This is a genomic window from Brenneria corticis (genome assembly GCF_003115855.1).
Classification (GTDB): Bacteria; Pseudomonadota; Gammaproteobacteria; order Enterobacterales; family Enterobacteriaceae; genus Brenneria; species Brenneria corticis.
In genome coordinates this window covers 21,192-47,142 of the sequence record NZ_KZ819090.1, presented here as the reverse complement: position 1 = coordinate 47,142, position 25,951 = coordinate 21,192, and the positions used below count along the sequence as shown (strand labels likewise).

General features: G+C 54.9%; 26 protein-coding genes, 2 tRNA genes and 1 other RNA gene. 27 read left to right on the top strand and 2 right to left on the bottom strand.

Annotated features, from left to right (window positions below; translation table 11 throughout):
- The first annotated feature begins 4 nt into the window (after positions 1 to 4).
- From DDT56_RS18940 to DDT56_RS18840, 21 genes are all read left to right on the top strand, one after another.
- Complete coding sequence (locus DDT56_RS18940; RefSeq protein ID WP_009113775.1) at positions 5 to 721, top strand: succinate dehydrogenase iron-sulfur subunit; 717 nt, start codon at positions 5 to 7, stop codon at positions 719 to 721.
- Positions 722 to 972: 251 nt separating this feature from the next.
- Positions 973 to 3,780 (top strand): 2-oxoglutarate dehydrogenase E1 component, encoded by a 2,808-nt coding sequence (sucA, locus tag DDT56_RS18935; RefSeq protein ID WP_136168001.1) that lies wholly within the window; start codon positions 973 to 975, stop codon positions 3,778 to 3,780.
- A 15-nt stretch (positions 3,781 to 3,795) separates the two neighbouring features.
- Positions 3,796 to 5,019 (top strand): 2-oxoglutarate dehydrogenase complex dihydrolipoyllysine-residue succinyltransferase, encoded by a 1,224-nt coding sequence (odhB, locus tag DDT56_RS18930; protein ID WP_136167970.1) that lies wholly within the window; start codon positions 3,796 to 3,798, stop codon positions 5,017 to 5,019.
- A gap of 135 nt (positions 5,020 to 5,154) precedes the next feature.
- On the top strand, positions 5,155 to 6,321 hold the full coding sequence (gene sucC, locus DDT56_RS18925) for an ADP-forming succinate--CoA ligase subunit beta (RefSeq protein WP_136167969.1): 1,167 nt from the start codon (positions 5,155 to 5,157) through the stop codon (positions 6,319 to 6,321).
- Positions 6,321 to 7,193: a succinate--CoA ligase subunit alpha gene (gene sucD, locus DDT56_RS18920; protein WP_136167968.1), complete on the top strand. Its 873-nt coding sequence runs from the start codon at positions 6,321 to 6,323 to the stop codon at positions 7,191 to 7,193. The genes sucC and sucD overlap by 1 nt, the downstream gene beginning before the upstream one ends.
- Positions 7,194 to 7,925: 732 nt before the next feature.
- Positions 7,926 to 9,494, top strand: a complete 1,569-nt coding sequence (gene cydA / locus DDT56_RS18915) for a cytochrome ubiquinol oxidase subunit I (protein ID WP_136167967.1) — start codon at positions 7,926 to 7,928, stop codon at positions 9,492 to 9,494.
- Between the two features lie 13 nt (positions 9,495 to 9,507).
- Positions 9,508 to 10,647 (top strand): cytochrome d ubiquinol oxidase subunit II, encoded by a 1,140-nt coding sequence (gene cydB, locus DDT56_RS18910; protein WP_136167966.1) that lies wholly within the window; start codon positions 9,508 to 9,510, stop codon positions 10,645 to 10,647.
- Positions 10,648 to 10,663: 16 nt separating this feature from the next.
- The gene (gene cydX, locus DDT56_RS18905; protein ID WP_136167965.1) at positions 10,664 to 10,780 is read left to right on the top strand and encodes a cytochrome bd-I oxidase subunit CydX; all 117 of its coding nucleotides are present in this window, start codon (positions 10,664 to 10,666) and stop codon (positions 10,778 to 10,780) included.
- Positions 10,777 to 11,070, top strand: a complete 294-nt coding sequence (gene ybgE / locus DDT56_RS18900) for a cyd operon protein YbgE (RefSeq protein WP_136167964.1) — start codon at positions 10,777 to 10,779, stop codon at positions 11,068 to 11,070. Before cydX ends, ybgE begins: the two co-directional genes overlap by 4 nt.
- A gap of 133 nt (positions 11,071 to 11,203) precedes the next feature.
- Positions 11,204 to 11,608 carry a tol-pal system-associated acyl-CoA thioesterase gene (gene ybgC, locus DDT56_RS18895; RefSeq protein ID WP_136167963.1) on the top strand — a complete coding sequence of 135 codons (405 nt, stop codon included), beginning with the start codon at positions 11,204 to 11,206 and terminating at the stop codon, positions 11,606 to 11,608.
- Positions 11,605 to 12,291 (top strand): Tol-Pal system protein TolQ, encoded by a 687-nt coding sequence (gene tolQ / locus DDT56_RS18890; protein WP_136167962.1) that lies wholly within the window; start codon positions 11,605 to 11,607, stop codon positions 12,289 to 12,291. The genes ybgC and tolQ overlap by 4 nt, the downstream gene beginning before the upstream one ends.
- A gap of 12 nt (positions 12,292 to 12,303) precedes the next feature.
- On the top strand, positions 12,304 to 12,729 hold the full coding sequence (gene tolR / locus DDT56_RS18885; protein ID WP_136167961.1) for a colicin uptake protein TolR: 426 nt from the start codon (positions 12,304 to 12,306) through the stop codon (positions 12,727 to 12,729).
- Positions 12,730 to 12,785: 56 nt separating this feature from the next.
- Complete coding sequence (gene tolA / locus DDT56_RS18880; RefSeq protein ID WP_136167960.1) at positions 12,786 to 13,949, top strand: cell envelope integrity protein TolA; 1,164 nt, start codon at positions 12,786 to 12,788, stop codon at positions 13,947 to 13,949.
- 138 nt (positions 13,950 to 14,087) lie between these two features.
- Positions 14,088 to 15,380, top strand: coding sequence for a Tol-Pal system beta propeller repeat protein TolB (gene tolB, locus DDT56_RS18875; protein WP_136167959.1), 1,293 nt, complete (start codon positions 14,088 to 14,090; stop codon positions 15,378 to 15,380).
- Between the two features lie 42 nt (positions 15,381 to 15,422).
- Positions 15,423 to 15,941: a peptidoglycan-associated lipoprotein Pal gene (pal, locus tag DDT56_RS18870; protein WP_136167958.1), complete on the top strand. Its 519-nt coding sequence runs from the start codon at positions 15,423 to 15,425 to the stop codon at positions 15,939 to 15,941.
- A 9-nt stretch (positions 15,942 to 15,950) separates the two neighbouring features.
- Positions 15,951 to 16,706, top strand: a complete 756-nt coding sequence (gene cpoB / locus DDT56_RS18865; RefSeq protein WP_136167957.1) for a cell division protein CpoB — start codon at positions 15,951 to 15,953, stop codon at positions 16,704 to 16,706.
- Positions 16,707 to 16,882: 176 nt separating this feature from the next.
- A tRNA-Lys gene (locus DDT56_RS18860) sits at positions 16,883 to 16,958 on the top strand.
- Positions 16,959 to 16,973: 15 nt separating this feature from the next.
- Positions 16,974 to 17,103, top strand: a non-coding RNA gene (locus DDT56_RS18855) — RtT sRNA.
- A 36-nt stretch (positions 17,104 to 17,139) separates the two neighbouring features.
- Positions 17,140 to 17,215 (top strand) — tRNA-Lys (locus DDT56_RS18850).
- 86 nt (positions 17,216 to 17,301) lie between these two features.
- Complete coding sequence (locus DDT56_RS18845; RefSeq protein ID WP_246856825.1) at positions 17,302 to 17,598, top strand: tyrosine-type recombinase/integrase; 297 nt, start codon at positions 17,302 to 17,304, stop codon at positions 17,596 to 17,598.
- 539 nt (positions 17,599 to 18,137) lie between these two features.
- Entirely contained in the window at positions 18,138 to 18,884 is a 747-nt protein-coding gene (locus DDT56_RS18840; protein ID WP_136167956.1) for a hypothetical protein, read from the top strand.
- A gap of 39 nt (positions 18,885 to 18,923) precedes the next feature.
- On the opposite strand, the gene DDT56_RS18835 is transcribed toward DDT56_RS18840, so the two are convergent.
- On the bottom strand, positions 18,924 to 19,847 hold the full coding sequence (locus DDT56_RS18835) for an IS5 family transposase (RefSeq protein ID WP_136167955.1): 924 nt from the start codon (positions 19,845 to 19,847) through the stop codon (positions 18,924 to 18,926).
- A gap of 383 nt (positions 19,848 to 20,230) precedes the next feature.
- Between DDT56_RS18835 and DDT56_RS25000 the strand changes: the two genes are divergently transcribed.
- From DDT56_RS25000 to aroG, 6 genes are all read left to right on the top strand, one after another.
- Complete coding sequence (locus DDT56_RS25000) at positions 20,231 to 20,320, top strand: hypothetical protein (protein ID WP_210417050.1); 90 nt, start codon at positions 20,231 to 20,233, stop codon at positions 20,318 to 20,320.
- A gap of 54 nt (positions 20,321 to 20,374) precedes the next feature.
- Complete coding sequence (locus tag DDT56_RS18820; protein WP_246856824.1) at positions 20,375 to 20,527, top strand: hypothetical protein; 153 nt, start codon at positions 20,375 to 20,377, stop codon at positions 20,525 to 20,527.
- Between the two features lie 210 nt (positions 20,528 to 20,737).
- Entirely contained in the window at positions 20,738 to 21,454 is a 717-nt protein-coding gene (locus DDT56_RS18815; RefSeq protein WP_136167954.1) for a DUF554 domain-containing protein, read from the top strand.
- A 242-nt stretch (positions 21,455 to 21,696) separates the two neighbouring features.
- Positions 21,697 to 22,758, top strand: a complete 1,062-nt coding sequence (gene nadA, locus DDT56_RS18810) for a quinolinate synthase NadA (RefSeq protein ID WP_136167953.1) — start codon at positions 21,697 to 21,699, stop codon at positions 22,756 to 22,758.
- A gap of 80 nt (positions 22,759 to 22,838) precedes the next feature.
- Positions 22,839 to 23,564 (top strand): nicotinamide riboside transporter PnuC, encoded by a 726-nt coding sequence (gene pnuC / locus DDT56_RS18805; protein WP_136167952.1) that lies wholly within the window; start codon positions 22,839 to 22,841, stop codon positions 23,562 to 23,564.
- 221 nt (positions 23,565 to 23,785) lie between these two features.
- Positions 23,786 to 24,841, top strand: coding sequence for a 3-deoxy-7-phosphoheptulonate synthase AroG (aroG, locus tag DDT56_RS18800; protein WP_136167951.1), 1,056 nt, complete (start codon positions 23,786 to 23,788; stop codon positions 24,839 to 24,841).
- A 288-nt stretch (positions 24,842 to 25,129) separates the two neighbouring features.
- On the opposite strand, the gene gpmA is transcribed toward aroG, so the two are convergent.
- The gene (gene gpmA / locus DDT56_RS18795) at positions 25,130 to 25,882 is read right to left on the bottom strand and encodes a 2,3-diphosphoglycerate-dependent phosphoglycerate mutase (protein WP_136167950.1); all 753 of its coding nucleotides are present in this window, start codon (positions 25,880 to 25,882) and stop codon (positions 25,130 to 25,132) included.
- Positions 25,883 to 25,951 lie beyond the last annotated feature (69 nt).

Genomic DNA, 25,951 nt, shown 5'->3' with positions numbered 1-25,951 from the left:
ATTGATGAAACTCGAATTTTCTATTTATCGTTATAACCCGGACGTGGATGATGCGCCGCGGATGCAGGACTACCGGTTGGAAGCGGAAGAGGGGCGTGACATGATGCTGCTGGACGCGCTGATTCTGCTGAAGGAACAGGACCCGACGCTGTCGTTCCGCCGTTCATGCCGCGAGGGCGTTTGCGGCTCGGACGGTGTTAATATGAACGGTAAAAACGGGCTGGCCTGCATCACGCCGATTTCGGCGCTGCGGCGCGGAAACCATAAAATCGTCGTCCGCCCGTTGCCCGGATTGCCGGTGGTGCGTGATTTGGTGGTGGACATGGGGCAATTCTATGCCCAATATGAGAAAATAAAGCCTTACCTGTTGAATAATGGGAGAAATCCTCCGGCGCGCGAACATTTGCAGTCGCCGGAGCAGCGCGCGAAACTGGATGGCTTATATGAATGCATCATGTGCGCCTGTTGTTCAACCTCTTGTCCGTCGTTCTGGTGGAACCCGGACAAGTTCGTCGGGCCGGCGGGCCTGCTGGCCGCGTACCGCTTTCTGATCGACAGTCGCGATACGGAAACCCAGCCCAGACTGGAGAATCTGGACGATGCTTTCAGCGTATTCCGCTGTCACAGCATTATGAATTGCGTCAGTGTTTGTCCGAAAGGGCTTAACCCGACGCGGGCGATCGGCCACATTAAGTCCATGCTGTTGCAGCGGAGCGCGTAACCAGCGCGTTGTTTAATTAGCGGATTGTTATGGATATCATCCTCCGCGGCGCATGCGGCGGAGGATGACAGGAAACCTTTAAAAGCGGGCTCAGGCGCCAGAACCGGTTTTTAAAGGTTCCTTAACGGGTAATGGATTCCCCGCCGGTACTGACGTACGGCAAGTGAACCCTTTATGGTAACTGATTTTATACGGCACGATGACATGTTAACCACGGCGAAAACTGAAGCTTATTAGCTTAAGGGATCATGATGCAGAACGGCGCAATGAAGGCCTGGCTGGATTCCTCCTATCTGGCGGGCGCGAACCAGTCCTACATAGAGCAGCTCTATGAAGATTTTTTAACCGACCCGGATTCCATCGATCTCAGCTGGCGATCGATTTTCCAGCAGTTGCCTACGGCTGGGATTAAACCGGATCAACTCCACTCCAAAACCCGTGAATATTTTCGCCGCCTGGCGAAAGAGTCTTCACGTCACACCTCATCGGTTACCGACCCTGACAGCGATGCGAAGCAGGTCAAGGTGTTGCAGCTTATCAACGCCTTCCGCTTTCGCGGCCACCAGCAGGCTAATCTCGATCCCTTGAATTTGCGCCCCCAGATCCCGGTGCCCGAACTGGATCTCGATTACCACAATCTGACGCAGGATGATTTGCAGGAAACCTTTAACGTGGGGTCGTTCGCCATCGGCAAGGACACCATGCAGCTGGGCGAACTGTATCAGGCGTTGAAACAGACCTACTGCGGGCCGATCGGCGCGGAGTATATGCACATCACCAATACGGAAGAAAAACGCTGGATCCAGCACCGTATCGAGTCGGTGGTGGGGCAGCCCTCGTTCAGCGCCGAAGAGAAAAGGTGTTTCCTGAAGGAGCTGACCGCGGCGGAAGGCCTGGAGCGTTACCTCGGCGCCAAGTTCCCCGGCGCCAAGCGCTTCTCGCTGGAAGGGGGCGACGCCCTGGTGCCGATGCTGAAAGAGATGGTTCGTCATGCGGGCAAAAACGGCACGCGCGAAGTGGTCCTCGGCATGGCGCACCGCGGCCGCCTCAACGTGCTGGTCAACGTGGTGGGGAAAAAACCGCAGGATTTGTTCGATGAATTCTCCGGCAAGCATAAAGAGCACCTGGGCACCGGCGATGTGAAATACCATCAGGGATTCTCCTCCGATCTGGAAACGGAAGGCGGGCTGGTGCATCTGGCGCTGGCGTTCAACCCTTCCCACCTGGAGATCGTCAGCCCGGTGGTGACCGGCTCGGTGCGCGCCCGGCTCGACCGGCTGGATAATCCGGTTGATACGCTGGTGCTGCCGGTGACCATTCATGGCGATGCGGCCATCAGCGGGCAGGGCGTGGTGCAGGAAACGCTCAACATGTCCAAGGTGCGCGGCTATGAAGTCGGCGGCACGCTGCGTATCGTCATCAACAACCGTATCGGTTTCACCACCTCGAACCTGCTGGATATTCGCTCCACGGAATACTGCACCGATATCGGTAAAATGGTGCAGGCGCCCATTTTCCACGTTAATTCGGACGATCCGGAAGCGGTGGCGTTCGTTACCCGTCTGGCGCTGGATTTCCGCAACACCTTTAAGCGCGACGTGTTTATCGATCTGATCTGCTACCGTCGGCACGGTCATAACGAGGCGGACGAGCCCAGCGCCACCCAGCCGATGATGTATCAGAAAATCAAAAAACATCCGACGCCGCGCAAAGTGTATGCGGACCGTCTGGAACAGCAGCAGGTGGTCACGCTGGAAGACGCCACCGAGCTGGTCAACCTGTACCGCGACGCGCTGGACGGCGGCGACTGCGTGGTGGAAGAGTGGCGCGAGATGGACATGCAGTCCTTCACCTGGTCGCCCTATCTGAACCACGAGTGGGACGAACCCTATCCCAACAAGGTCGAGATGAAGCGTTTGCAGGAGCTGGCCAAGCGCATCAGCCAGATCCCGGAGGCGATAGAAATGCAGCCGCGGGTCGCCAAGGTGTATAACGACCGGGCGGAGATGGCGAACGGCAATAAGCCGTTTGACTGGGGCGCGGCGGAAATGCTGTCGTACGCCACGCTGGTCGACGAGGGGATTTCGATACGTCTGTCGGGTGAAGACACCGGCCGCGGCACCTTCTTCCATCGCCATGCGGTGGTGCATAATCAGAAGAACGGTTCCGGCTATACGCCGTTGGAACATGTGCATAACGCGCAGGGAACGTTCAACGTCTGGGACTCGGTGCTCTCCGAAGAGGCGGTGCTGGCGTTTGAATACGGCTATGCCACGGCGGAGCCGCGCACCCTGACCATCTGGGAAGCGCAGTTCGGCGACTTCGCCAACGGCGCGCAGGTGGTTATCGACCAGTTCATCAGTTCCGGCGAACAAAAGTGGGGACGGATGTGCGGGCTGGTGATGCTGCTGCCGCACGGCTATGAAGGGCAGGGGCCGGAACACTCCTCGGCCAGGCTCGAACGCTACCTGCAACTGTGCGCCGAACAGAATATGCAGGTGTGCATTCCTTCCACGCCGGCCCAGGTGTATCACATGCTGCGTCGTCAGGCGCTGCGCGGTATGCGTCGTCCGCTGATCGTCATGTCGCCGAAATCGCTGTTGCGCCATCCGCTGGCGATCTCCTCGCTGGAAGATCTGGCCGACGGCCATTTCCAGCCGGCGATTGGCGAAGTCGACGATCTGGATCCTAAGGCGGTCAAACGCGTCGTGCTCTGTTCCGGCAAGGTTTATTATGATCTGGTGGAGCAGCGGCGCAAAAATGATCAAAAAGATGTCGCTGTAGTGCGTATCGAGCAGCTTTATCCCTTCCCGCACCAGGCGGTGCAGGAGGCGCTGGAGCCATTCTCCCAGGTGCACGATTTCGTGTGGTGTCAGGAAGAGCCGCTGAATCAGGGGGCCTGGTATTGCAGCCAGCATCATTTCCGTGAAGTTATTCCGTTTGGGGCTTCTTTACGTTACGCCGGACGTCCAGCTTCCGCCTCACCCGCGGTGGGCTATTTTTCCGTACACCAGAAACAGCAGCAAGATCTGGTTAATGACGCGCTGAACGTTGATTAAATAAAAGGATAGATAATGAGTAGCGTAGATATTCTCGTCCCCGACCTGCCCGAATCCGTCGCTGACGCCACGGTGGCGACCTGGCATAAAAAACCGGGCGATAGCGTCCAGCGCGATGAGGTGCTGGTCGAAATTGAAACCGACAAAGTCATACTGGAAGTGCCGGCATCCGAAGCCGGCATTCTGGATGCGGTGCTGGAAGAGGAAGGCGCCACGGTGACGGCGCGTCAGGTGCTGGGCCGCCTGCGCCGGGGCGACAGCTCCGGTAAGGAAACCAGTGAAAAGTCGCAGACCAAAGAGGCCAATCCGGCGCAGCGCCACACGGCCGCGCTGGAAGAGCAGAGCAGCGACGCGCTCAGTCCGGCTATTCGCCGTCTGATTGCCGAGCACGATCTGGATGCCGCCGCCATTAAAGGCAGCGGCGTCGGGGGACGCATCACCCGGGAAGACGTTGACAAGCATCTGGCCGCGAGCAAACAAGAGGCCAGGAAAGAGGATAAACCCGCCGCGCCGTCAACTCCGGCCCCGGCGCTGGGCGCGCGCAGCGAGAAACGCGTACCGATGACGCGCCTGCGCAAACGGGTGGCGGAACGTCTGCTGGAAGCGAAAAACAGCACCGCCATGCTGACCACGTTCAACGAAGTCAATATGAAGCCCATTATGGACCTGCGCAAGCAGTACGGCGAGGTGTTCGAGAAGCGCCACGGCGTCCGCTTGGGCTTTATGTCTTTCTACCTCAAAGCGGTGGTTGAAGCGCTGAAGCGCTTCCCGGAAGTCAACGCCTCCATTGACGGCGAAGATGTGGTTTACCATAACTATTTCGACGTCAGCATCGCGGTGTCGACGCCGCGCGGTCTGGTGACCCCGGTACTGCATGACGTCGATGCGCTGAGCATGGCCGACATCGAGAAGAAGATCAAAGAGCTGGCGGTAAAAGGCCGCGACGGCAAGTTGACGGTTGAAGAGCTGACCGGCGGTAATTTCACCATCACCAACGGCGGCGTCTTTGGTTCACTGATGTCCACCCCGATCATCAACCCGCCGCAAAGCGCCATCCTCGGCATGCATGCGATTAAAGATCGGCCGATGGCGGTAGACGGTCAGGTGGTCATCCTGCCCATGATGTATCTGGCGCTCTCCTACGATCATCGCCTGATCGATGGACGCGAATCCGTAAGCTTCCTGGTGACGGTGAAAGAGTTGCTGGAAGATCCCACTCGTCTGCTGCTGGATATCTGATCCGCCCGGGCGGCGGAGCACCGACTACCCGCCGCCCTTCATTATATGTGCTATGCAGGCCGTTCTGTTTGCGGCATCATCAAAAAATATAAGAAAGTCACTGACTTATCTTTAAACTTAGATGGATAGAACATCATGAATCTACATGAATATCAGGCAAAACAGCTATTTGCTCGGTATGGGCTACCGGCGCCGGTCGGCTATGCCTGTACGACGCCGCGCGAAGCGGAAGAAGCCGCCTCGAAAATCGGCGCGGGCCCGTGGGTGGTCAAATGCCAGGTTCACGCCGGCGGCCGCGGTAAAGCGGGCGGGGTGAAAGTCGTCGGCAACAAGGAAGATATCCGCGTATTCGCTGAAAGCTGGCTGGGTAAAAATCTGGTGACGTATCAAACCGATGCGCAAGGGCAGCCCGTTCATCAGATTCTGGTGGAAGCGGCGACGGAGATTGACCAGGAGCTCTATCTGGGTGCAGTGGTCGACCGCGGCAGCCGCCGCGTGGTGTTTATGGCCTCCACCGAAGGCGGCGTGGAGATCGAAAAGGTCGCGGAAGAGACCCCCGAACTGATTTATAAGGCGGCGCTGGATCCGCTGACCGGGCCGCAGCCCTATCAGGGGCGCGAACTGGCCTTTAAGCTGGGCCTGAGCGGCAAACAGGTGGCCCAGTTCACCAAAATCTTTATGGGGCTGGCGACGATGTTTCTGGAGCGCGACCTGGCGCTGGTGGAAATCAACCCGCTGGTGATTACCAAACAGGGCGATTTGATCTGTCTGGACGGCAAGCTGGCGGCCGACGGCAACGCCCTGTTCCGTCAGCCCGAGCTGCGCGAAATGCGCGACCCGAGCCAGGAAGACTCCCGCGAAGCGCATGCCGCCCAGTGGGAACTGAACTATGTGGCGTTGGACGGCAATATCGGCTGTATGGTGAACGGCGCCGGTTTGGCGATGGGGACGATGGACATCGTCAAGCTGCACGGCGGGGCGCCGGCCAACTTCCTTGACGTGGGGGGCGGCGCCACCAAAGAGCGGGTGACCGAGGCGTTCAAAATCATCCTGTCCGACGACAAGGTCAAAGCCGTACTGGTCAATATCTTTGGCGGCATCGTGCGTTGCGATTTGATCGCCGACGGTATCATCGGCGCGGTTGCCGAAGTGGGGGTCAATGTCCCGGTGGTGGTGCGTCTGGAAGGGAATAACGCCGATCTGGGCGCCAAAAAGCTGGCCGACAGCGGCTTGAATATTATTGCCGCCACCAGCCTGACGGATGCGGCGCTGCAGGTCGTGGCCGCGACGGAGGAGAAATAATGTCCATTCTGATCGATAAAAACACCAAAGTCATCTGCCAGGGTTTTACCGGCAGTCAGGGGACGTTTCACTCGGATCAAGCGCTTGCTTACGGCACGCAGGTGGTCGGCGGCGTAACGCCGGGCAAAGGCGGCAGCGAACATCTGGGGCTGCCGGTGTTCAACACCGTGCGTGAAGCCATCGACGCGACCGGCGCCACCGCCTCGGTTATCTACGTTCCGGCGCCATTTTGTAAAGATTCGATTCTGGAAGCCATCGACGCCGGCATCGAACTGATTATCTGCATCACCGAAGGGATCCCGACGCTGGATATGCTGAGCGTGAAGGTCAAACTGGAGCAGAGCGGCGTGCGGATGATCGGCCCGAACTGTCCGGGGGTCATCACGCCGGGCGAATGCAAGATCGGCATCATGCCGGGCCATATCCATCTGCCGGGCAAAGTGGGGATCGTCTCCCGTTCCGGCACCCTGACTTACGAAGCGGTCAAACAGACCACCGACGCCGGGCTGGGGCAATCCAGCTGTGTGGGTATCGGCGGCGATCCTATTCCCGGCTCCAGCTTTATCGATATCCTGCAGCTGTTCGAGCAGGATCCGCAGACCGAAGCGATTGTGATGATCGGTGAAATCGGCGGAACCGCCGAAGAAGAAGCCGCCGCCTATATCAAGGATCACGTGACCAAACCGGTGATCGGCTACATTGCGGGAGTGACCGCTCCCAAAGGCAAACGTATGGGACATGCCGGGGCGATTATCGCCGGCGGCAAAGGCACCGCCGATGATAAGTTTGCGGCTTTGGCGGCCGCCGGGGTGAAAACGGTGCGCAGTCTGGCCGATATCGGCGAGGCGGTCAAAGCGGTGCTGTCCCGCTGATTCGGCAGTAACAACCTATTACCCTTGCAAAGTTCGACATGTTTGGCCACCTTCGGGTGGCCTTTTTTATCGTGAAAAAGCAGCGTATTCAGTCGGTTTATAACCGGTAATGAATATTGTTAATTTATTGCAACAATGCGCTAACAATTAAAGTACTTAATTATAGTCTATAAATGGAGTGAATTAGCTAAAGGGGGACAACGCCATTTAGTATCAATAGGCGCTGCCAAAGTAAAAAATATATTACCGAATTGGTTTTTATTTAAACCATAAAAACACATTGCGTTAACAATGCGGGTGGAACGGAATTAATATAAACCCTTAGTTAACAAAAAAAGGGGAATTTGTTTTAGATCAAACTCTGCCTATGGATATATTTTTGGAAATGAGATTAAATTGCGCCAGGTCAATTATTGCTGGCGACATAGTTAGCAGGAAAGTTGATTTGAAACTGAAAATCCAATCTGGGTCACGTAAAAACCTATTTATTGTAGGGGATTAGAGGCGTAATATACCGTCACTCAGTCTTGGGGCTCAGGATTGGAGACCTGTAATATTTGTGATTTTTCTTTGGCTTGCCGTTGGATGCGCCGGGCGATATAGCGGCGTTTGTAAAAGCCAGTGCTGAAGCAATTTCTTGTTGTGTTCTTTTTTGAGTGTTTACTGACGGGTGTTTAGTGGCTTGTCAGATCCTGCAAGCTAAAACCTTCCTGCGAGGAGCAAGGAGTCAAGATGTTTGATATAGTCGAACTGTCACGCTTACAGTTTGCCTTAACCGCAATGTACCATTTTCTATTCGTACCACTAACGCTGGGGATGGCGTTTTTGCTGGCGATTATGGAAACGGTGTATGTGCTGTCGGGCAAACAAATCTATAAAGATATGACCAAGTTCTGGGGCAAGTTATTTGCAATCAACTTTGCCCTCGGCGTTGCCACCGGACTGACCATGGAGTTTCAGTTCGGCACCAACTGGTCCTATTTCTCCCATTATGTCGGGGATATTTTCGGCGCTCCGCTGGCCATTGAAGGCCTGATGGCGTTCTTCCTCGAATCCACCTTCGTCGGCCTGTTCTTTTTCGGCTGGGATCGGCTGGGAAAAATTCAGCATATGGCGGTTACCTGGCTGGTCGCGCTGGGCTCCAACTTCTCCGCGCTGTGGATCCTGGTGGCTAACGGCTGGATGCAAAACCCCATCGCCTCTGATTTCAACTTTGAAACCATGCGCATGGAAATGGTGAGCTTCGCCGATCTGGTGCTGAACCCGGTCGCTCAGGTGAAATTCGTTCACACCGTCGCCGCGGGCTATTGCACCGGCGCCATGTTTATTCTGGGCATCAGCTCTTACTATCTGCTGAAAGGCCGCGACATCGCCTTTGCCAAACGTTCCTTCGCCATCGCCGCCAGTTTCGGTCTGGCCTCCGTGCTCTCCGTTATTGTCCTGGGCGACGAATCCGGCTATGAAATGGGCGACGTACAGAAAACCAAGCTGGCCGCGATAGAAGCCGAATGGGAAACCCAGCCGGCGCCGGCCTCTTTCACGCTGATCGGCCTGCCGAATCAAGGCACCATGGAAAACGATTATGCTATTCGGATCCCCTATGTTCTTGGTTTGATCGCGACGCGTTCCACCGATAAGCAGGTGACCGGGCTGAAAGAGCTGATGGAACAGCATCAGGTGCGTATCCGCAACGGCATGAAGGCTTACCAGTTGCTGCAGGAACTGCGCGCCGGGAATACCGATCCCGCGGTTAAGGAAGCGTTTAACCAGTCGAAACAGGATCTGGGGTACGGTCTGCTGCTGAAACGCTATACGCCGCAGGTTTCCGACGCGACCGAAGCGCAAATTCAGCAGGCCACCAAGGACTCTATTCCGCGCGTGGCGCCGCTGTATATCTCTTTCCGCATTATGGTGGCGTGCGGCATCCTGATGCTGCTGATCATCGGCCTCTCTTTCTGGACCGTGCTGCGCGGCAAAATCGGCGAAAGAAAATGGCTGCACCGCGCCGCGTTGTACGGTATCCCTTTGCCGTGGATTGCGGTGGAAGCGGGCTGGTTCGTGGCCGAATACGGGCGTCAACCCTGGGCCATCGGTGAAATATTGCCGACCGCGGTCGCGACCTCGTCACTGACCGCGGGGGATATCCTGTTCTCAATGGCGCTGATTTGCGGTCTGTATACGCTATTCCTGGTGGCGGAGATGTATCTGATGTTCAAATACGCGCGTCTGGGGCCAAGCAGCCTGAAAACGGGGCGTTACCACTTTGAACAGCCGCTGACGGTTGCGCAGGAAGCACGGTAAACAGGAGTCCACTATGTTTGAATATGAAGTGTTGCGTTTTATCTGGTGGCTGTTGATCGGCATTCTGCTGATTGGTTTCGCCGTCACCGATGGTTTTGATATGGGCGTGGGGATATTGCTCCGGGTGATGGGCCGGGGCGATACCGAGCGCCGTATAATGATCAACAGCATCGCCCCGCACTGGGACGGCAACCAGGTCTGGCTGATCACCGCCGGCGGCGCGTTGTTCGCCGCCTGGCCGATGGTCTACGCCGCGGCGTTTTCCGGTTTCTACATCGCCATGATCCTGGTGCTGGCGTCGCTGTTCTTCCGCCCCGTCGGTTTTGACTATCGCTCCAAAATCGAAGATCCGCGCTGGCGCGGCATGTGGGACTGGGGCCTGTTCATCGGCAGCTTTGTGCCGCCGGTGGTGATCGGCGTGGCTTTCGGCAACCTGTTGCAGGGCGTACCCTTCCACGTCGACGAGTATCTGCGCCTGTACTATACCGGTAACTTCTTCCAGTTGCTGAACCCGTTCGGGTTGCTGACCGGCATTGTCAGCCTGACGATGATCGTGGCGCAGGGGGCGACCTATCTGATGATGCGCACCACCGGCGAGTTGCACGTGCGTTCAAAAACGGCGGCGCAACTTTCCGCGCTGGTTATGCTGGTGACTTTCGCTCTGGCGGGCGTCTGGGTGGTTTACGGCATTGACGGTTATGTGGTGACTTCCGCCATCAATACCGCGGCCGAGTCCAATCCGCTGCGTAAAGAAGTCGCCCATCAGGCGGGCGCCTGGTTGATTAACTTCAACAATCATCCGGTGCTGTGGGCTATCCCGCTGCTGGGCGTGGTATTGCCGCTGCTGACCATCGTTTTCGCCCGGCTGGAGAAAGGCGCGTTCGCGTTCCTGTTCTCATCCCTGACCATTGCGTGCGTGATTCTGACGGCGGGCGTGGCGATGTTTCCGTTCATTATGCCGTCGGTCACCGTGCCCAACGTCAGCCTGACGATGTGGGATGCGACCTCAAGCCTGCTGACCCTGAAAGTGATGACGGTGGTGGCGATTATCTTCGTCCCGATTGTGCTTTCCTATACCGCGTGGTGTTACTACAAAATGTTCGGACGGATTACCAAAGAACATATTGAGCAGAACACCCACTCGCTGTACTAAGTAAGGAGCTTAATTTATGTGGTATTTTGCCTGGATACTCGGAACGCTTCTTGCTTGCTCGCTGGGGATTATCACCGCCCTGGCGCTTGAGCAAAGCGAGGCAAGCAAAGCGGCCGACGATAAAACTCAATGAGCGATCTGGTGGATAAGCTATACCGCCTGATGGATAAGAGCCCGATTCGGGCTCTTTCCCTGATCATGGCGCTGGCGGCGGCCGGGTGTGTGTTCTGGGATCCCGCCCGCTTTGCGGCAAGAACCAGCGAATTATCGGTATGGCAGGGGCTGTTGCTGATCTGGGCGGTGTGCGCCGGCGTGGTCCACGGGGTGGGTTTTCGTCCGCGGCGATTGCGCTGGCGCGCCTTTTTCAGTCCGCTTCCGGCCTTTGTCATTCTGGTGCTCGGCCTGTATTACTTCTTCAGCTAATCCCGCCGACTATTCCATTTGGTTATGGGTTGTCTGCAACCCATAATTATTTTCTTTCCGCCGTTGCAATCCATTCCCAACCTCATTCCTCTTGCGTATAGTAACGATGTTTATAGCATTGCCGGGATGTAGAGTGAGTAAGACGTTATTCTGCTGGCCAGTTCGGGTCTACTTTGAAGATACTGATGCAGGTGGTGTTGTTTATCACGCGCGTTATGTCGCCTTTTATGAACGGGCGAGAACGGAAATGTTGCGTGAACGCAATTTTCACCAGCAGGCATTGATGAGCGAACATATTGCTTTTGCCGTTCGCCGGATGTCGGTGGAGTATTTTGCCCCCGCGCGCCTTGACGATCTGTTGGAAGTGCAAAGCGAAATCATCGCGATGCGCGGCGCTTCTCTGACTTTCTCACAGCGCATTCTCAATTCATGCGGCAGCTTGTTGAGTCAGGCTGAAGTTTTGGTCGCATGCATCGATCCACACCAAATGAAGCCAATCGCGCTTCCTAAGTCTATTGTCGCGGAGTTCAAGCAGTGACTGACATGAATGTTCTTGATTTGTTCCTGAAGGCAAGCCTTCTGGTCAAACTAATCATGCTGATTTTAATCTGTTTTTCCATTGCTTCCTGGGCGATCATCATCCAGCGCACCCGTATCCTGAATGCGGCGACGCGCGATGCTGAAGCGTTTGAAGATAAATTTTGGTCAGGTATCGAGCTGTCTCGCCTCTATCAGGAGAGTCAGACGCGTCGCGACAGTCTGACGGGAACAGAACAAATCTTCTATTCCGGGTTCAAAGAGTTTGCACGCTTGCATCGCGCCAACAACCATGCGCCGGAAGCGGTGGTGGAAGGGGCGTCGCGGGCGATGCGTATTTCCATGAACCGTGAGCTGGAGACGTTGGAAACCCATATTCCGTTTTTGGGAACCGTCGGCTCCATCAGCCCGTATATCGGCCTGTTTGGCACGGTGTGGGGGATTATGCACGCTTTCATCGCCCTGGGGGCGGTAAAGCAGGCGACGTTGCAAATGGTTGCGCCCGGCATCGCTGAGGCGTTGATTGCAACGGCGATCGGTCTGTTCGCCGCTATCCCCGCGGTTATGGCGTATAACCGCCTTAATCAGCGGGTGAACAAGCTGGAGCAGAACTATGACAACTTTATGGAAGAGTTCATCGCCATCCTGCATCGTCAAGCCTTCTCCAGCGATAACAGCAAATAATCAGGGGGGATCATGGCACGAGTACGCAGAGGCCGCCGTGAACTGAAATCCGAGATCAACATTGTTCCGCTGCTGGACGTGCTGCTGGTGCTGTTGCTGATTTTTATGGCGACGGCTCCCATCATCACCCAGAGCGTGGAGGTCGATCTGCCGGAGGCGACGGATTCAAAGACGGTTTCCAGCAGCGATAATCCTCCGGTGATCGTTGAAGTATCGGGAATAGGGCAATACAGTCTGGTAATTGAACAGAACCGGATGGAACAGCTTCCGGCGGAACAGGTGGTGGCCGAAGCGCAGGCGCAACTGGCGGCCAACCCGAAAGCGGTATTTTTGATTGGCGGCGCGAAAGATGTTCCTTATGATGAAATCATCAAGGCGCTGAACCTGCTGCATCAGGCCGGGGTCAAATCCGTTGGGCTGATGACGCAACCGATCTGAAACAGCGTGACGATCGTCGGGCATATTGTTGGCAATACTGTTTTTGGGAATCGATTGTGCTAAAAGCAACCGAACAAAACGATAAGCTGAAACGCGCCGTTATTATTTCGGTGGTTCTGCATATCTTACTGATTGCTTTGCTGATCTGGAGTTCATTCACGCAAACGATGGATGCCAGCGGAGGCGGCGGCGGTTCATCAATTGATGCCGTTATGGTCGACCCGAGCGCCGTTGTTGAACAATACAACCGCCAGCAGCAACAGCAGACCGACGCACAGCGCTCCGAGCAGTTGCGTAAAAGGCAGGCGGAGCAGCAGGCCGAAGAGCTGCAGCAGAAACAGGCGGCGGAGCAGCAGCGGCTGAAAGAGTTGGAAAAAGAGCGCCTGCAGGCGCAGGAAGAGGCTAAACGGCAGGCGCAGGAGCAGGCCCAGCAGCGTAAGCAGGCTGAAGAGGCCGCGCAGCAGGCGAAGGAACAACAGCAACAGGCCGAGGCCGCGGCGGCCAAAGCCAGGGCGGAAGCGGAACAGCAGGCGAAGGCCGCCGCCGACGCGAAGAGAAAAGCCGAAGAAGAAATTCAACGCCAAGCGGCCGCGGCTGCTGCTGCGAAGAAAAAGGCGGAAGAAGAAGCCAAGGCCGCCGCGGAAGCCGCGAAGCAGAAAGCGCAGGAGACGGCTAAAGCGGAAGCGGCAAAAGCCGCCGAGTTGGCGAAACAAAAAGCGGCCGCGGAAGCGGCGAAGCAAAAGGCGGCGGCAGAGGCCGCGAAGAAAGCCGAGGCCACCGCCGCGGCTAAAAAAGCGGCGGAAGATAAAAAGAGGGCCGCCGCGGAAGCCGCCAAACAGGAAAACAGCGTTGATGACCTGCTTGGCGGACTGGCATCGTCGAAAAACGCGCCCAAATCGGGCGGCGGCGCGCCGGCGGGAACGGGAAACAACAAGCAAAGCGGCGCATCCGGCGCGGCGCTGGACAGCTACGGCAGCCAGGTGCGCGCGGCGATTCAGAACAAGTTTTATGACTGGCAACTGTATAAAGGGCGGACCTGCACGTTGCGCATCAAACTGGCGCCGGACGGTCTGTTGGTTGATGTGAATGCCGAGGGCGGCGATCCTGCCTTGTGCCAGGCGGCGATTGCCGCGGCGAAACAGGCCAGAATTCCGAAGCCGCCAAGTTCGGATGTGTATGAGGCTTTCAAAAATGCGCCGATAGACTTTAAACCGCAGTAACCGGGCCGTTTACCGATATGGGTTTAAGATTATTACTATGGTAAACAAACCAGGTTATAGTGTTTTGTTGACATTGGTTTGTTTTTGTTAAAATTCTGCTAATTATCGCAGACGCTGCGTCTGGATAAGGGAGATTAAATGAAGCAGGTACTTAATGTCGCAGTAAGTTTTTTAATGCTGTGGGCCGTGGCGCTGCATGCGGAAGTGCGCATCGAGATCACCCAGGGGGTGGACTCGGCGCGTCCGATCGGCGTTGTTCCCTTTAAATGGGCGGGACCGGGCGCCGCGCCTGAGGATATCGGCGGCATTGTCGGCGCCGATTTACGCAACAGCGGCAAGTTCAACCCGATTGATGCCGGCCGTATGCCGCAGCAACCCGCCACCGCATCCGAAGTGACGCCGGCCGCCTGGACGGCGCTGGGCATTGACGCCGTGGTTGTCGGACAGGTGCAGCCCAGCGCCGACGGCAGCTATGTTATTTCCTACCAGCTGGTGGATACCTCCGGCAATCCGGGCAGCGTTTTGGCGCAGAACCAGTTCAAGGTCACCAGGCAGTGGCTGCGCTACGCCGCGCATACCGCCAGCGACGAGGTGTTTGAAAAACTGAGCGGCATCAAGGGCGCCTTCCGTACCCGTATCGCCTATGTGGTGCAAACCAATGGCGGCCAGTTCCCTTTTGAACTGCGCGTTGCGGACTATGACGGCCATAACCAGTTTGTGGTTCACCGTTCTCCCGAGCCGTTGATGTCTCCGGCATGGTCGCCGGACGGCAGCAAACTGGCCTATGTGACCTTTGAAAGCGGACGTTCGGCGCTGGTGGTGCAAACGCTGGCGAACGGCGCCATCCGCCAGATCGCCTCTTTCCCGCGTCACAACGGGGCGCCTTCTTTCTCTCCCGACGGCAGCAAGCTGGCGTTTGCCTTGTCGAAAAGCGGCAGCCTGAATCTGTATGTGATGAATCTGGGGTCCGGTCAAATCAGCCAGGTAACCGATGGACGCAGCAACAACACCGAACCCAGCTGGTTCCCGGATAACCAAACCCTGGCCTATACTTCGGATCAGGCCGGTCGTCCTCAGGTTTATAAAACGAATGTCAACGGCGGTTCTCCTCAGCGTCTGACTTGGGAAGGTGCCCAAAATCAGGATTCTGAAGTGAGCGCCGACGGTAAGTTTCTGGTAATGGTGAGCTCCAACGCGGGCGTTCAGCATATTGCCAAACAGGATCTGGTAACGGGCGCCGTGCAAGTATTAACGGACACGTTCCTGGACGAAACGCCAAGTATCGCGCCTAATGGCACCATGGTTATCTATAGCTCCAAACAGGGGCTGGGTTCGGTGTTACAGCTGGTTTCGACGGATGGGCGTTTCAAAGCGCGTCTTCCGGCTACTGATGGACAGGTCAAGTTCCCTGCCTGGTCGCCGTATCTATAAGTGCAGACTATGTACAATAAACTATTTAAAGGACACAAACAGATGCAATTCAATAAAGTGCTGAAAGGCCTGATGTTGGCTCTGCCGGTACTGGCAGTTGCCGCATGTAGTTCTAATAAAAATGCGGATAGCGACCAATCTTCCATCGGCGCCGGCGCCGGCGGCAGCGGCAGCGGTTTCGAGAACGGCAGTGGCTCTTCTTCCGAGCAGGCTCGTCTGCAGGTGCAGGAATTGCAGCGTAACAATATCGTTTACTTCGATCTGGACAAGTACGATATTCGCTCTGATTTCGCTCAACTGCTGGACGCGCATGCGGCATTCCTGCGCAGCAACCCGTCTTACAAAGTGACCATCGAAGGTCATGCGGATGAACGCGGTACGCCGGAATACAACATCGCTCTGGGCGAACGTCGCGCCAATGCGGTACAAATGTACCTGCAGGGTAAAGGCGTTTCTTCCGACCAAATCTCTATCGTATCTTACGGTAAAGAAAAACCAGCCGTACTGGGTCATGACGAAGCGGCCTATGCCAAAAACCGTCGTGCCGTCCTGGTATATTAAGAGAATCGCATGATCGGTAACTTCAGACGTCACTCGTTGGGTCTGTCGTTACTGGTTGGCGTAGCGGTCCTGTGGGCCGCTACTGCCCAGGCAGCGCCAATCAGTAATGCCGGCTCTGGCTCGGTTGAAGATCGAGTCACTCAATTGGAGCGTATTTCCAACGCTCACAGTCAGCTTTTAACCCAACTTCAGCAACAGCTTTCCGACACGCAGCGCGATATCGATAATTTGCGCGGGCAGATTCAGGAAAGTCAGTACCAGCTGAATCAGGTGGTCGAGCGGCAAAAACAGATTTATCAGCAAATTGATGGCTTAAGCTCATCGCCGGCCGCGTCGCCGAGCGCGCCAGCGGCGGACAGCGGCGCCGACAATAGCGCACCGGCCGGTACCGGTGATGCAAACAGCGATTACAATGAGGCCGTCGCCCTGGTGCTGGAGAAAAAACAGTACGATCAGGCCATCAGCGCATTTCAGGCTTTCGTCAAGAAATACCCGGATTCAACCTACCAGCCCAACGCCCAATATTGGCTTGGACAGTTGAATTACAACAAGGGGAAGAAAGACGATGCCGCCTACTACTTTGCCAATGTAGTAAAAAATTACCCCAAATCGCCGAAAAGCGCGGAAGCGTTGCTGAAGGTTGGGGTGATCATGCAGGAAAAAGGGCAGCTTGATAAAGCCAAAGCCGTTTACCAGCAGGTGGTAAAAGCCTATCCCAATACCGAAAGCGCGAAGCAGGCGCAAAAGCGTCTATCAGCCTCTTGATCTCCTTTCGTCAGGCACAAATGTTGCTCTTTATGAGCAATTTTTGTGCCTGAACGTGCGAAGAATAAGCAGTCGAACCGTTTTTGTGGAAAATAGGTTGCGCTGAAAATTTAAGTTAGTAATATATGCCGCCGTTGCCAAGGCATGAACGAAATGCCTGAAGCGGCATGAAATTTGGGTCGTTAGCTCAGTTGGTAGAGCAGTTGACTTTTAATCAATTGGTCGCAGGTTCGAGCCCTGCACGACCCACCAATTTCAAATTAAGAAAGTGGTTTAGAATCGTGAAGGATGAGAACCGTAAGGTTCGACAAAATCGACATCGTCGATTTTGAACAACGCGTCAAGCGTTGGCCCGAAGGGCGAGGCCGCAGGCCGAGTAATCCTGCACGACCCACCAATTTCAGCAGCAGGTTTTTCAGCAGTTCCGCATTGCGGGTCGTTAGCTCAGTTGGTAGAGCAGTTGACTTTTAATCAATTGGTCGCAGGTTCGAATCCTGCACGACCCACCAACATATATTCTTGGGACGTCTCATCGAGTCCGGGGAAGTAAGGAAACCGTATCACTGTCAACAGGATACGGTTTTTTTTCGTCTGTATGCGCCTTTCCGAGGTCGCCGGAACCCTGTGGTGTGAAATAGATATAAAGAAACGTCTCTGGACGCTCCCAGGGGCGCGTATGAAGATGAAACGTGAACATCTGGTGCCACTGTCGCCGCAGGTGCTGGCCGAGCTGGAACAACTTAAACCTTTGAGTGAGCATTCGCCATTTGTATTTCCCGGCAGGGTAAAACGCAGCCAGCCAATGCACAGCGAAACGGTCAACGAGGCGCTATGGCGAATGGGATATGGCGGTGAGGTATCACACGGATTCAGGGCGTTAGGCAGTAAATAGTAAAGAATTAGTAAATATTTAAATGGTTGTGCCGATATTTGATCAGACAGATTTTTCCGCCTGTTTCTAATGAAATCTACTGACGCTATTGATACCTCAAGGATTGGGATAGGGAAATCAACATAGCTGCGACGGCCTATGTTCAGGTGCAAAATACGTCGAGCGATACCTCAAAGGCAGTGCAATTTCACCTGCGCCCAAAGAAACGGTAAAACCGGGCATGGCCGATACTTATACCATATCCAGCCCGTTTAATGACGTAAGTTCCATGCATCTCCGCTACAAGATTGGAACTAAAGAGTGCCGATTTGATATCGAATATACGGTAGATATCGTGTTGGGAAATAAAATCCCCAAATGGACTAAAAAGGCTACGCAAAGCAATGGGGCAAGATGCAACCTCACCGTAAACGGTGTGTTAATGCCTCGACCTATGATTCAACCGTTGAACTGACCATGAGATAAATCGTCCGTTTGGCGTAATATTCAGGCGCGTCATTTTATGCGCTGGCGCGTCTGATAGCGATGAGGTATCGGTAATGAATATAAATAGCCTATCAGTGTCCACAACATCTTTCCGTTCCAGCGAAACAAACGCGACGGAAAAAGGTTCGGCCACTTCCACGAATAATCAGTCCGTTATTATTTCCGGCGAGACTGAATCAAAAGCACAAAGCGCCGTTTCTACACTCGCTCGCCAGTTGGCCGACACCTCTGTGAGAGCAGAAAACAGAGACGCCAGCCTTAGCCGTGATGAACTAGCACAAAAGGCAAAAACGTTACTTAGCCAGATCACAGGGCCGAGTTATCAGAATAATCGCGCAAAATACGATGCCGAAGTACCTGATACGGATGATCAGGCCCTATTGGAACGCGCAAAGCAGGCAACGGTTTTTGTCAATGGCTCAGGTTCAAATCCGTTCAAAGGATTAACGCGAGACCAACTGGCATTAATTATTTACGACGATAGCGGCACATTCACAGCTAATGAACGCCGTGCGGCATCGTATGAATCAGATGCGCAAGAGTACGCCTGGCGTCGCTTGGCCGTTATGAAAAGTGAGATTGAATGGAATCAAGGTGACTATAAACAGACAGAGTTTTTCAAAATGGTGCTGTATCATTATGAAGAGCTGCCATTAATTGAACAGGTGCAATACTCGGAAGAGCACACGTCGAGACTTCAATATCTTATTGAAATGGATTTTAACTTTATGACCGGTGAACCGGGAAATAACGGTAACTCGTTTATCGATCTACGTAATAATCTAGGCTTTGTTGAATAAATCGAGTTTAGATAAAACGGTCCCATATCAATCATTATCTCAGGCAATCCGCACACTTTTTGGCATCCCTGCACGCGTCATTTTGTTTAAGGCACGGATCATGCCCATAGCCTCACCAACCTGCGCATCGTAGTCACGCAGCGTTAGATGCCCACCGAACAGTTGTTTAACCCGGTACATCGCCGTTTCGGCCAACGACCGCCGGTTATAAGCCGTGTCCCATTTCCAGTAAGCATTGCTCCCGGTAAGCCTCTGCCTGGCCACCGCCTGATTTCTGTCCGCATACTCCGCTGCCCAGTAACCCGCCCGGGTTCGCGGCGGGATAAGCGCCCTGATTTTTTTTCGCCGCAGCTCGTCATGGCAAAGTTTTGTGTCATAAGCGCCATCGGCAGAGGCGACCTTAACTTTCCGGTGGGTCTGACGAATAAGTCCCGGGAATGCCTCTGCGTCAGTCACATTATTCAGGGACAGGTCAGCGCAGATAACCTCGTGAGTACCGGCGTCCACCGCCAGGTGAAGCTTCCGCCAGACGCGGCGCTTTTCCTGACTGTGTTTTTTCACCTTCCACTCCCCTTCACCGAAGACTTTTAATCCGGTGGAGTCGATAACCAGATGGGCAATTTCGCCGCGCGTGGGGGTTTTAAACGGGATGTTGACGGACTTAGCCCGCCTGCTGCCGCAGGAGTAATCTGGGCACCTGAGCGGGAGCTTCATCAGGGTAAAAATGGAATCAATAAATCCCTGCGCGGCGCGCAGCGTGAGGCGAAAAACGCGTTTGAGCATCAGTACGGTAGAAATAGCGAGCTCAGAATAACGTTGAGGACGACCACGTGAAGACGTGTTGGGCTCGTCATACCAGGCCTGAATGGACGACTCATCAAGCCAGAATGTCAGTGAGCCCCGATGGATGAGCGCCTTGTTGTAGGTAGCCCAGTTTGTGATTTTGAACTTTTGTTTTGCCACGTGATATCGCTGCAGGATCAGGAGTGTGGTGATCTGATCCTGACTACGGCCAAAAGTTCGATTTATTCAACAAAGCCCTGATGTATATGTTTTGAGGACTTTGCTGACGGTCAGTGGCTTGCGGGTTTCAACGCGCAAGCCAGCGACGTTGAAGGCGGATTTCTTGTTTACAAGCCGGTGGAGTCAACCTCCCGATGCGCGATTTTGCCCCGTGTAGTCGCTTTACAACTGACATTGACTGACTTTGCGCGTTTGCTGACGCAGGTGTAATACAGACTGCGAAGCGAGACAGCATGGTTTGCCGTGAAGACAACCAAACCGGTCATGACTGGATAGTCGTATTAGTGCTAATGTGGGTTTGTGGTAGTTTATGGAGTGACCTTATGAGCCGTCTGACTATCGATCTAACCGAGCATCAACACCAGAGCCTGAAAGCCCTGGCGGCGCTGCAAGGCAAAACAATCAAGCAATAAAAAACTGGACGTCGCCATTACCGCTCTTGCGACTGGTGATGAATCCTCAAGGACATGAGCGAACTCTGGCCGACGCTGCGTATGGCGCATTGTGAACACCATGATGTATTCTTCCTGCCGCGAGATAATGAACCAATGCTGGTTGTGGCGATTTTTCACCAACGTATGGATCTGATGGCAAGATTGGCGGAAAGACTGAATGCCTGAAAATGAATTCTCCTGACGACCCACTACCCACCGTATTCCTGATATTCCCCTCTTACCCTATTCAGCCATGACCGTTTCCCCGCTATCCGACGGTTTGCTGTATATTACGTTTCTATAGTCCCCCGTGGGAGCGTATAGCCGCCGGTATTTTTATCAGCCTGTGGGCTATATGTTACGAAGTAAACACGATAGCAGTGGTAAGGGAGTTTTATGATCGGTCCTTTGATTAATGCAGCCGCCATTATTATCGGCGGCGGGCTTGGCATCGTGCTGCGGCGTTTTATCCCGCAGCGATTGCAAGACGGGCTGCCGCCGGCATTCGCCATGGTGTCGATAGCAATGGGCGTTACGCTGGTTATTAAAGTGCAGCAGCTGCCCGCGGTGGCGCTGGCGATCATCATTGGCGTCGCGGCCGGTGAACTATTGCGTATGGAGTACGGGGTACAGAAAGCGGGGACGGCGGTGCAACGCGCGCTCAGCCGTATAGTTCCGGCGCCTGAGCACCGCCTGCCGCAGGAGGTTTACTCGCAGAATTTCACCGCGCTTATCGTGTTGTTCTGCGCCAGCGGAACCGGGGTCGTCGGGGCGCTGACCGAAGGGTTAAACGGCGACTACCAGTTGCTGATTATCAAATCCGCGCTGGATATTTTCACCGCGTTGATTTTTTCCATTACGCTGGGTTTCGCGGTCATGTCGATCGCCATCCCCCAGCTTATTGTCCAGTCGCTGCTGTTCTTTTCCGCCAAGCTGATTATGCCGTTTATGACGGTGGTCACGGCAGGCGATTTCTCCGCCTGCGGCGGCATCATCATGATTGCGGTGGGGCTGCGGATTGCGCAGATTAAGACCTTCGCCGTGGTGAACTTTCTCCCCGCGCTGTTTCTGGTCATCCCTATATCGCTGTATTGGCATCGATTCTTTGCCTGAAACCCAAATCTGGCGTTTATGACGGGCTTCCTGCCCGTCACCCTACGGGCCGTTGCTGCGCAACGTTAAAAATTGTTCCCGACAATTTTTTAATGCAATAAACAAAAAAACGATATTTATGCAAAAATAGAGCGACTTCGCGCTTTTTTTTCGCTAATTTGTTTAGGATAAAAAACACTACGGCCTGAATGGGGGGATTTTACGCTTTTCAGGCCCCTGAGTTGTCATCATGGAAATCCATAATGAGCATCCTTTTTGATAGCAATGAAACTATTTATCCCTTTCCGGCGAAGCCTAAACCGTTATCGGATGAAGCAAAGCAACGCTACCGCAGCAGAATAAAAACGTTATTGCGGCAGCGCGATGCGGTGATGGTGGCCCATTACTATACCGATCCGGAAATTCAATCCCTGGCGGAGGAAACCGGCGGCTGCGTCGCCGACTCGCTGGAGATGGCGCGCTTTGGCAGCACGCATCCCGCCTCGACGCTGTTGGTGGCGGGCGTGCGTTTTATGGGCGAAACGGCAAAGATCCTTAACCCGGAAAAAACCGTGCTGATGCCGACGCTCGAGGCCGAATGCTCGCTCGATCTCGGCTGCCCCATCGAAGCCTTCAACCGCTTTTGCGACGTGCATCCCGACCGCACCGTGGTGGTGTACGCCAATACGTCGGCGGCGGTAAAAGCGCGCGCCGACTGGGTGGTCACCTCCAGTATCGCGGTGGAGCTGATTGAACATCTGGATAGCCTGGGGGAAAAGATTATCTGGGCGCCGGATCGCCACCTGGGAAGCTATGTGCAGAAGCAAACCGGCGCCGACGTGCTGTGCTGGCAGGGAGCCTGCATCGTGCACGATGAATTTAAAACCCAGGCCTTAAGGCGTATGAAAATACTGTATCCCGACGCCGCTATTTTAGTGCATCCGGAATCGCCGCACAGCGTGGTGGAGATGGCCGATGCCGTCGGCTCCACCAGCCAGCTTATTCAGGCCGCGAAAACTCTGCCGCAGCGGGAGCTGATTGTGGCCACCGATCGCGGCATTTTCTACAAAATGCAGCAGGCGTGTCCGGGCAAAACCCTGCTGGAAGCGCCGACCGCCGGCGAAGGGGCGACCTGCCGCAGCTGCGCGCACTGCCCCTGGATGGCGATGAACGGCCTGCAGGCGATTGCCGAAGGACTGGAACAGAGCGGCGAGACGCATGAAATTCATGTCGATGCGGCACTAAGGGAAGGCGCGCTGGTTCCGCTGAATCGAATGCTTGAGTTTGCTGCTACACTGAAGTTGCGCGTACGCGGCAATGCCTGATGGATTATGGTTTTTATTTATGCTTATACATTGATATATAAAAATAACCTTGTGGATGATTATTGAGACAGGATGGCGAGATGGATTTTTTCAGTACCGGTAATATTTTGGTTCATATCCCTTTGGGGGCGGGGGGATACGATCTTTCCTGGATAGAGGCGGTCGGTACGCTATTCGGACTGCTTTGTATCTGGCTGGCAAGTCAGGAAAAAACCATTAACTATTTGTTTGGTTTGATTAATGTCACGCTGTTTGCGGTGATTTTTTTCCAGATCCAGCTCTACGCCAGTCTGCTGTTACAGATTTTCTTTTTTGCCGCCAATATTTATGGCTGGTACGCCTGGTCGCGCAAGACGGATTCGAATCAGTTGGAGCTCAAGGTCCGCTGGCTGCCGCTGCCGAAACTGCTCGGCTGGGCCGCGGTGTGCGTGGTGGCCATCGGGCTGATGACCCGCTACATCGACGCCGTATTTGCCGTGCTGACGCGTATCGCGGTCTCCGCTATGCAGGCGCTCGGACTGGGCGCGCAGATGCCGGAATTACAGCCGGATGCTTTCCCGTTCTGGGATTCCACCATGATGGTCTTGTCGATCGTCGCCATGATCCTGATGACGCGTAAATACGTGGAAAACTGGCTGCTGTGGGTGGTCATTGACGTTATCAGCGTGGTGATTTTCGCCTATCAGGGGGTTTACGCCATGGCGGTGGAATACGCCATTCTGACGCTGATCGCCTTGAACGGCTCCTGGCTGTGGATCAAAAGCGCCGGGGAAAACCGCTCCAGGCCGTTATCGCGCAGCCTGTAAGCCGAGCATAAGCTGAGAGCGCCGACCTGCAACCTTCATCCTGCGTTGGATAGCCGGATTATCCAGACTCGATCTATTTCAGCGCCCTGAAGTCGCCTGCTTGATATATAATAACCAGTCTGCACGTTGAACGGTTTTATTTTCAATCTTACGGCTATCTTGCATAGGGATGGCGCATTGAGGGCGGTGCAGAATACCGCCCTGGAATTGATGGAATGACGATGAATTACCAAAATGATGATTTAAGGATTAAAGAAATTAAGGAACTTTTGCCGCCAGTGGCGCTGCTGGAGAAATTCCCGGCCACCGACCATGCCGCAGAAACGGTATCGCTCGCGCGTTCCGCCATTCACAAAATTCTTAACCGCAATGACGACCGCCTGCTGGTGGTTATCGGCCCTTGCTCTATTCACGACCCGGAAGCCGCCAAGGAATATGCCGCCCGTCTGCTTAAGCTGCGTCATGAACTGAGTGACGATCTGGAAGTGGTGATGCGGGTTTATTTTGAAAAGCCGCGCACCACGGTCGGATGGAAAGGGTTGATTAACGATCCGCATATGGATCACAGCTTCCAGATCAATGACGGTCTGCGCATTGCCCGCCGACTGCTGCTGGATATCAATGATGCCGGCATGCCGGCCGCGGGCGAGTTTCTGGATATGATCACCCCGCAATATCTGGCGGACCTGATGAGCTGGGGCGCCATCGGCGCCCGGACCACCGAATCCCAGGTGCACCGTGAACTGGCTTCCGGCCTGTCTTGCCCGGTCGGTTTCAAGAACGGCACCGACGGCACCATCAAGGTGGCGATCGACGCGATTAACGCCGCCAGCGCGCCGCACTGCTTCCTGTCGGTCACCAAGTGGGGACATTCGGCCATCGTTAATACCAGCGGCAACCGCGATTGCCACATTATTCTGCGCGGCGGCAAAACGCCGAACTACAGCGCGGAGCACGTTAAAGAGGTGAAGAGCGGCCTGGAAAAAGCCGGGCTGTCGCCGCAGGTGATGATCGACTTCAGCCATGCGAACAGCAGCAAGCAGTTCAAAAAGCAGATGGAAGTGGGTGAAGACGTCGGCCGCCAGATCGCGCAGGGCGAAAAAGCGATTGTGGGCGTGATGGTGGAAAGCCATCTGGTGGAAGGCAGCCAGAACCTGGAAGGCGGCGAGCCGCTGGTATACGGCAAGAGCGTGACGGATGCCTGTATCGGCTGGGAAGATACCGACGTGCTGCTGCGCCGCCTGGCGGCCGCGGTGCGCGATCGCCGCAGCCAATAAGCTGAATTGCGGTCAATAAAAAACCACTTAGAAATAGTCATCCCCGCGCAGGCGGGGATCTACTTTCAGGTAGCGCGTTGATATCAGGAAGATTCCTCCTCGTGGAGGCGGGGACCGGCAGGAATGACGGATGTGGATTTGCTATTACTAACGGCTACTTCGTCAACGCTCTGAAACCCGGCGCCAGCGCCGGGTTTTTTATGACGGGCTTCCTGCCCGTCACCCTGGCGGGCCGTCGCAAGCGACGTTGAAAATCGCTCCCGGCGATTTTTTATCGGTTCAGGATACTTACTTGGCTTTACCCTGATTGGCTACCGCCGCCGCTTTAGCGGCGATTTCATCCTGGTTGCCCAGATAGTAGCGTTTGATAGGCTTGAAGTTTTCATCAAACTCATACACCAACGGCACGCCGGTCGGGATATTCAGCTCAAGAATTTCATCTTCGCCCAGGTTATCCAGGTATTTAACCAGCGCGCGCAGCGAGTTGCCGTGAGCGGCGATAACCACGCGCTCGCCGCTTTTGATGCGCGGCAGAATGGTTTCGTTCCAGTAGGGAACCACGCGCTCAATGGTCAGCGCCAGGCTTTCGGTCAGCGGCAGCTCTTTGTCGCTCAGAGAGGCGTAACGCGGGTCGTGCCCCGGGAAACGCTCGTCATCGCGAGTCAGTTCCGGCGGCGTAACCGCAAAGCCGCGACGCCACTGTTTTACCTGATCGTCGCCGTATTTCTCAGCGGTTTCCGCTTTGTTCAGCCCCTGCAGCGCGCCGTAATGACGCTCGTTCAGCTTCCAGGACTTTTCCACCGGCAGCCAGGCTTGATCCAGCTCGTCCAGTATGCTCCACAGCGTATGGATGGCGCGTTTCAGCACGGAGGTGTATGCGAAGTCAAAGGAAAAACCTTCGTCTTTAAGCAACTTGCCTGCGGCTTTCGCTTCTGTACGGCCCTTGTCGGACAGATCAACGTCGTACCAGCCGGTGAAACGGTTTTCGTTGTTCCACTGACTTTCACCGTGTCGTACCAGTACCAGCTTAGTTACAGCCATAGCTAAACTCCTTCATGTGCTAAGATTTCTGTGATAATTGGCTTCATTATAGGGGCGGACAGCGGTTAT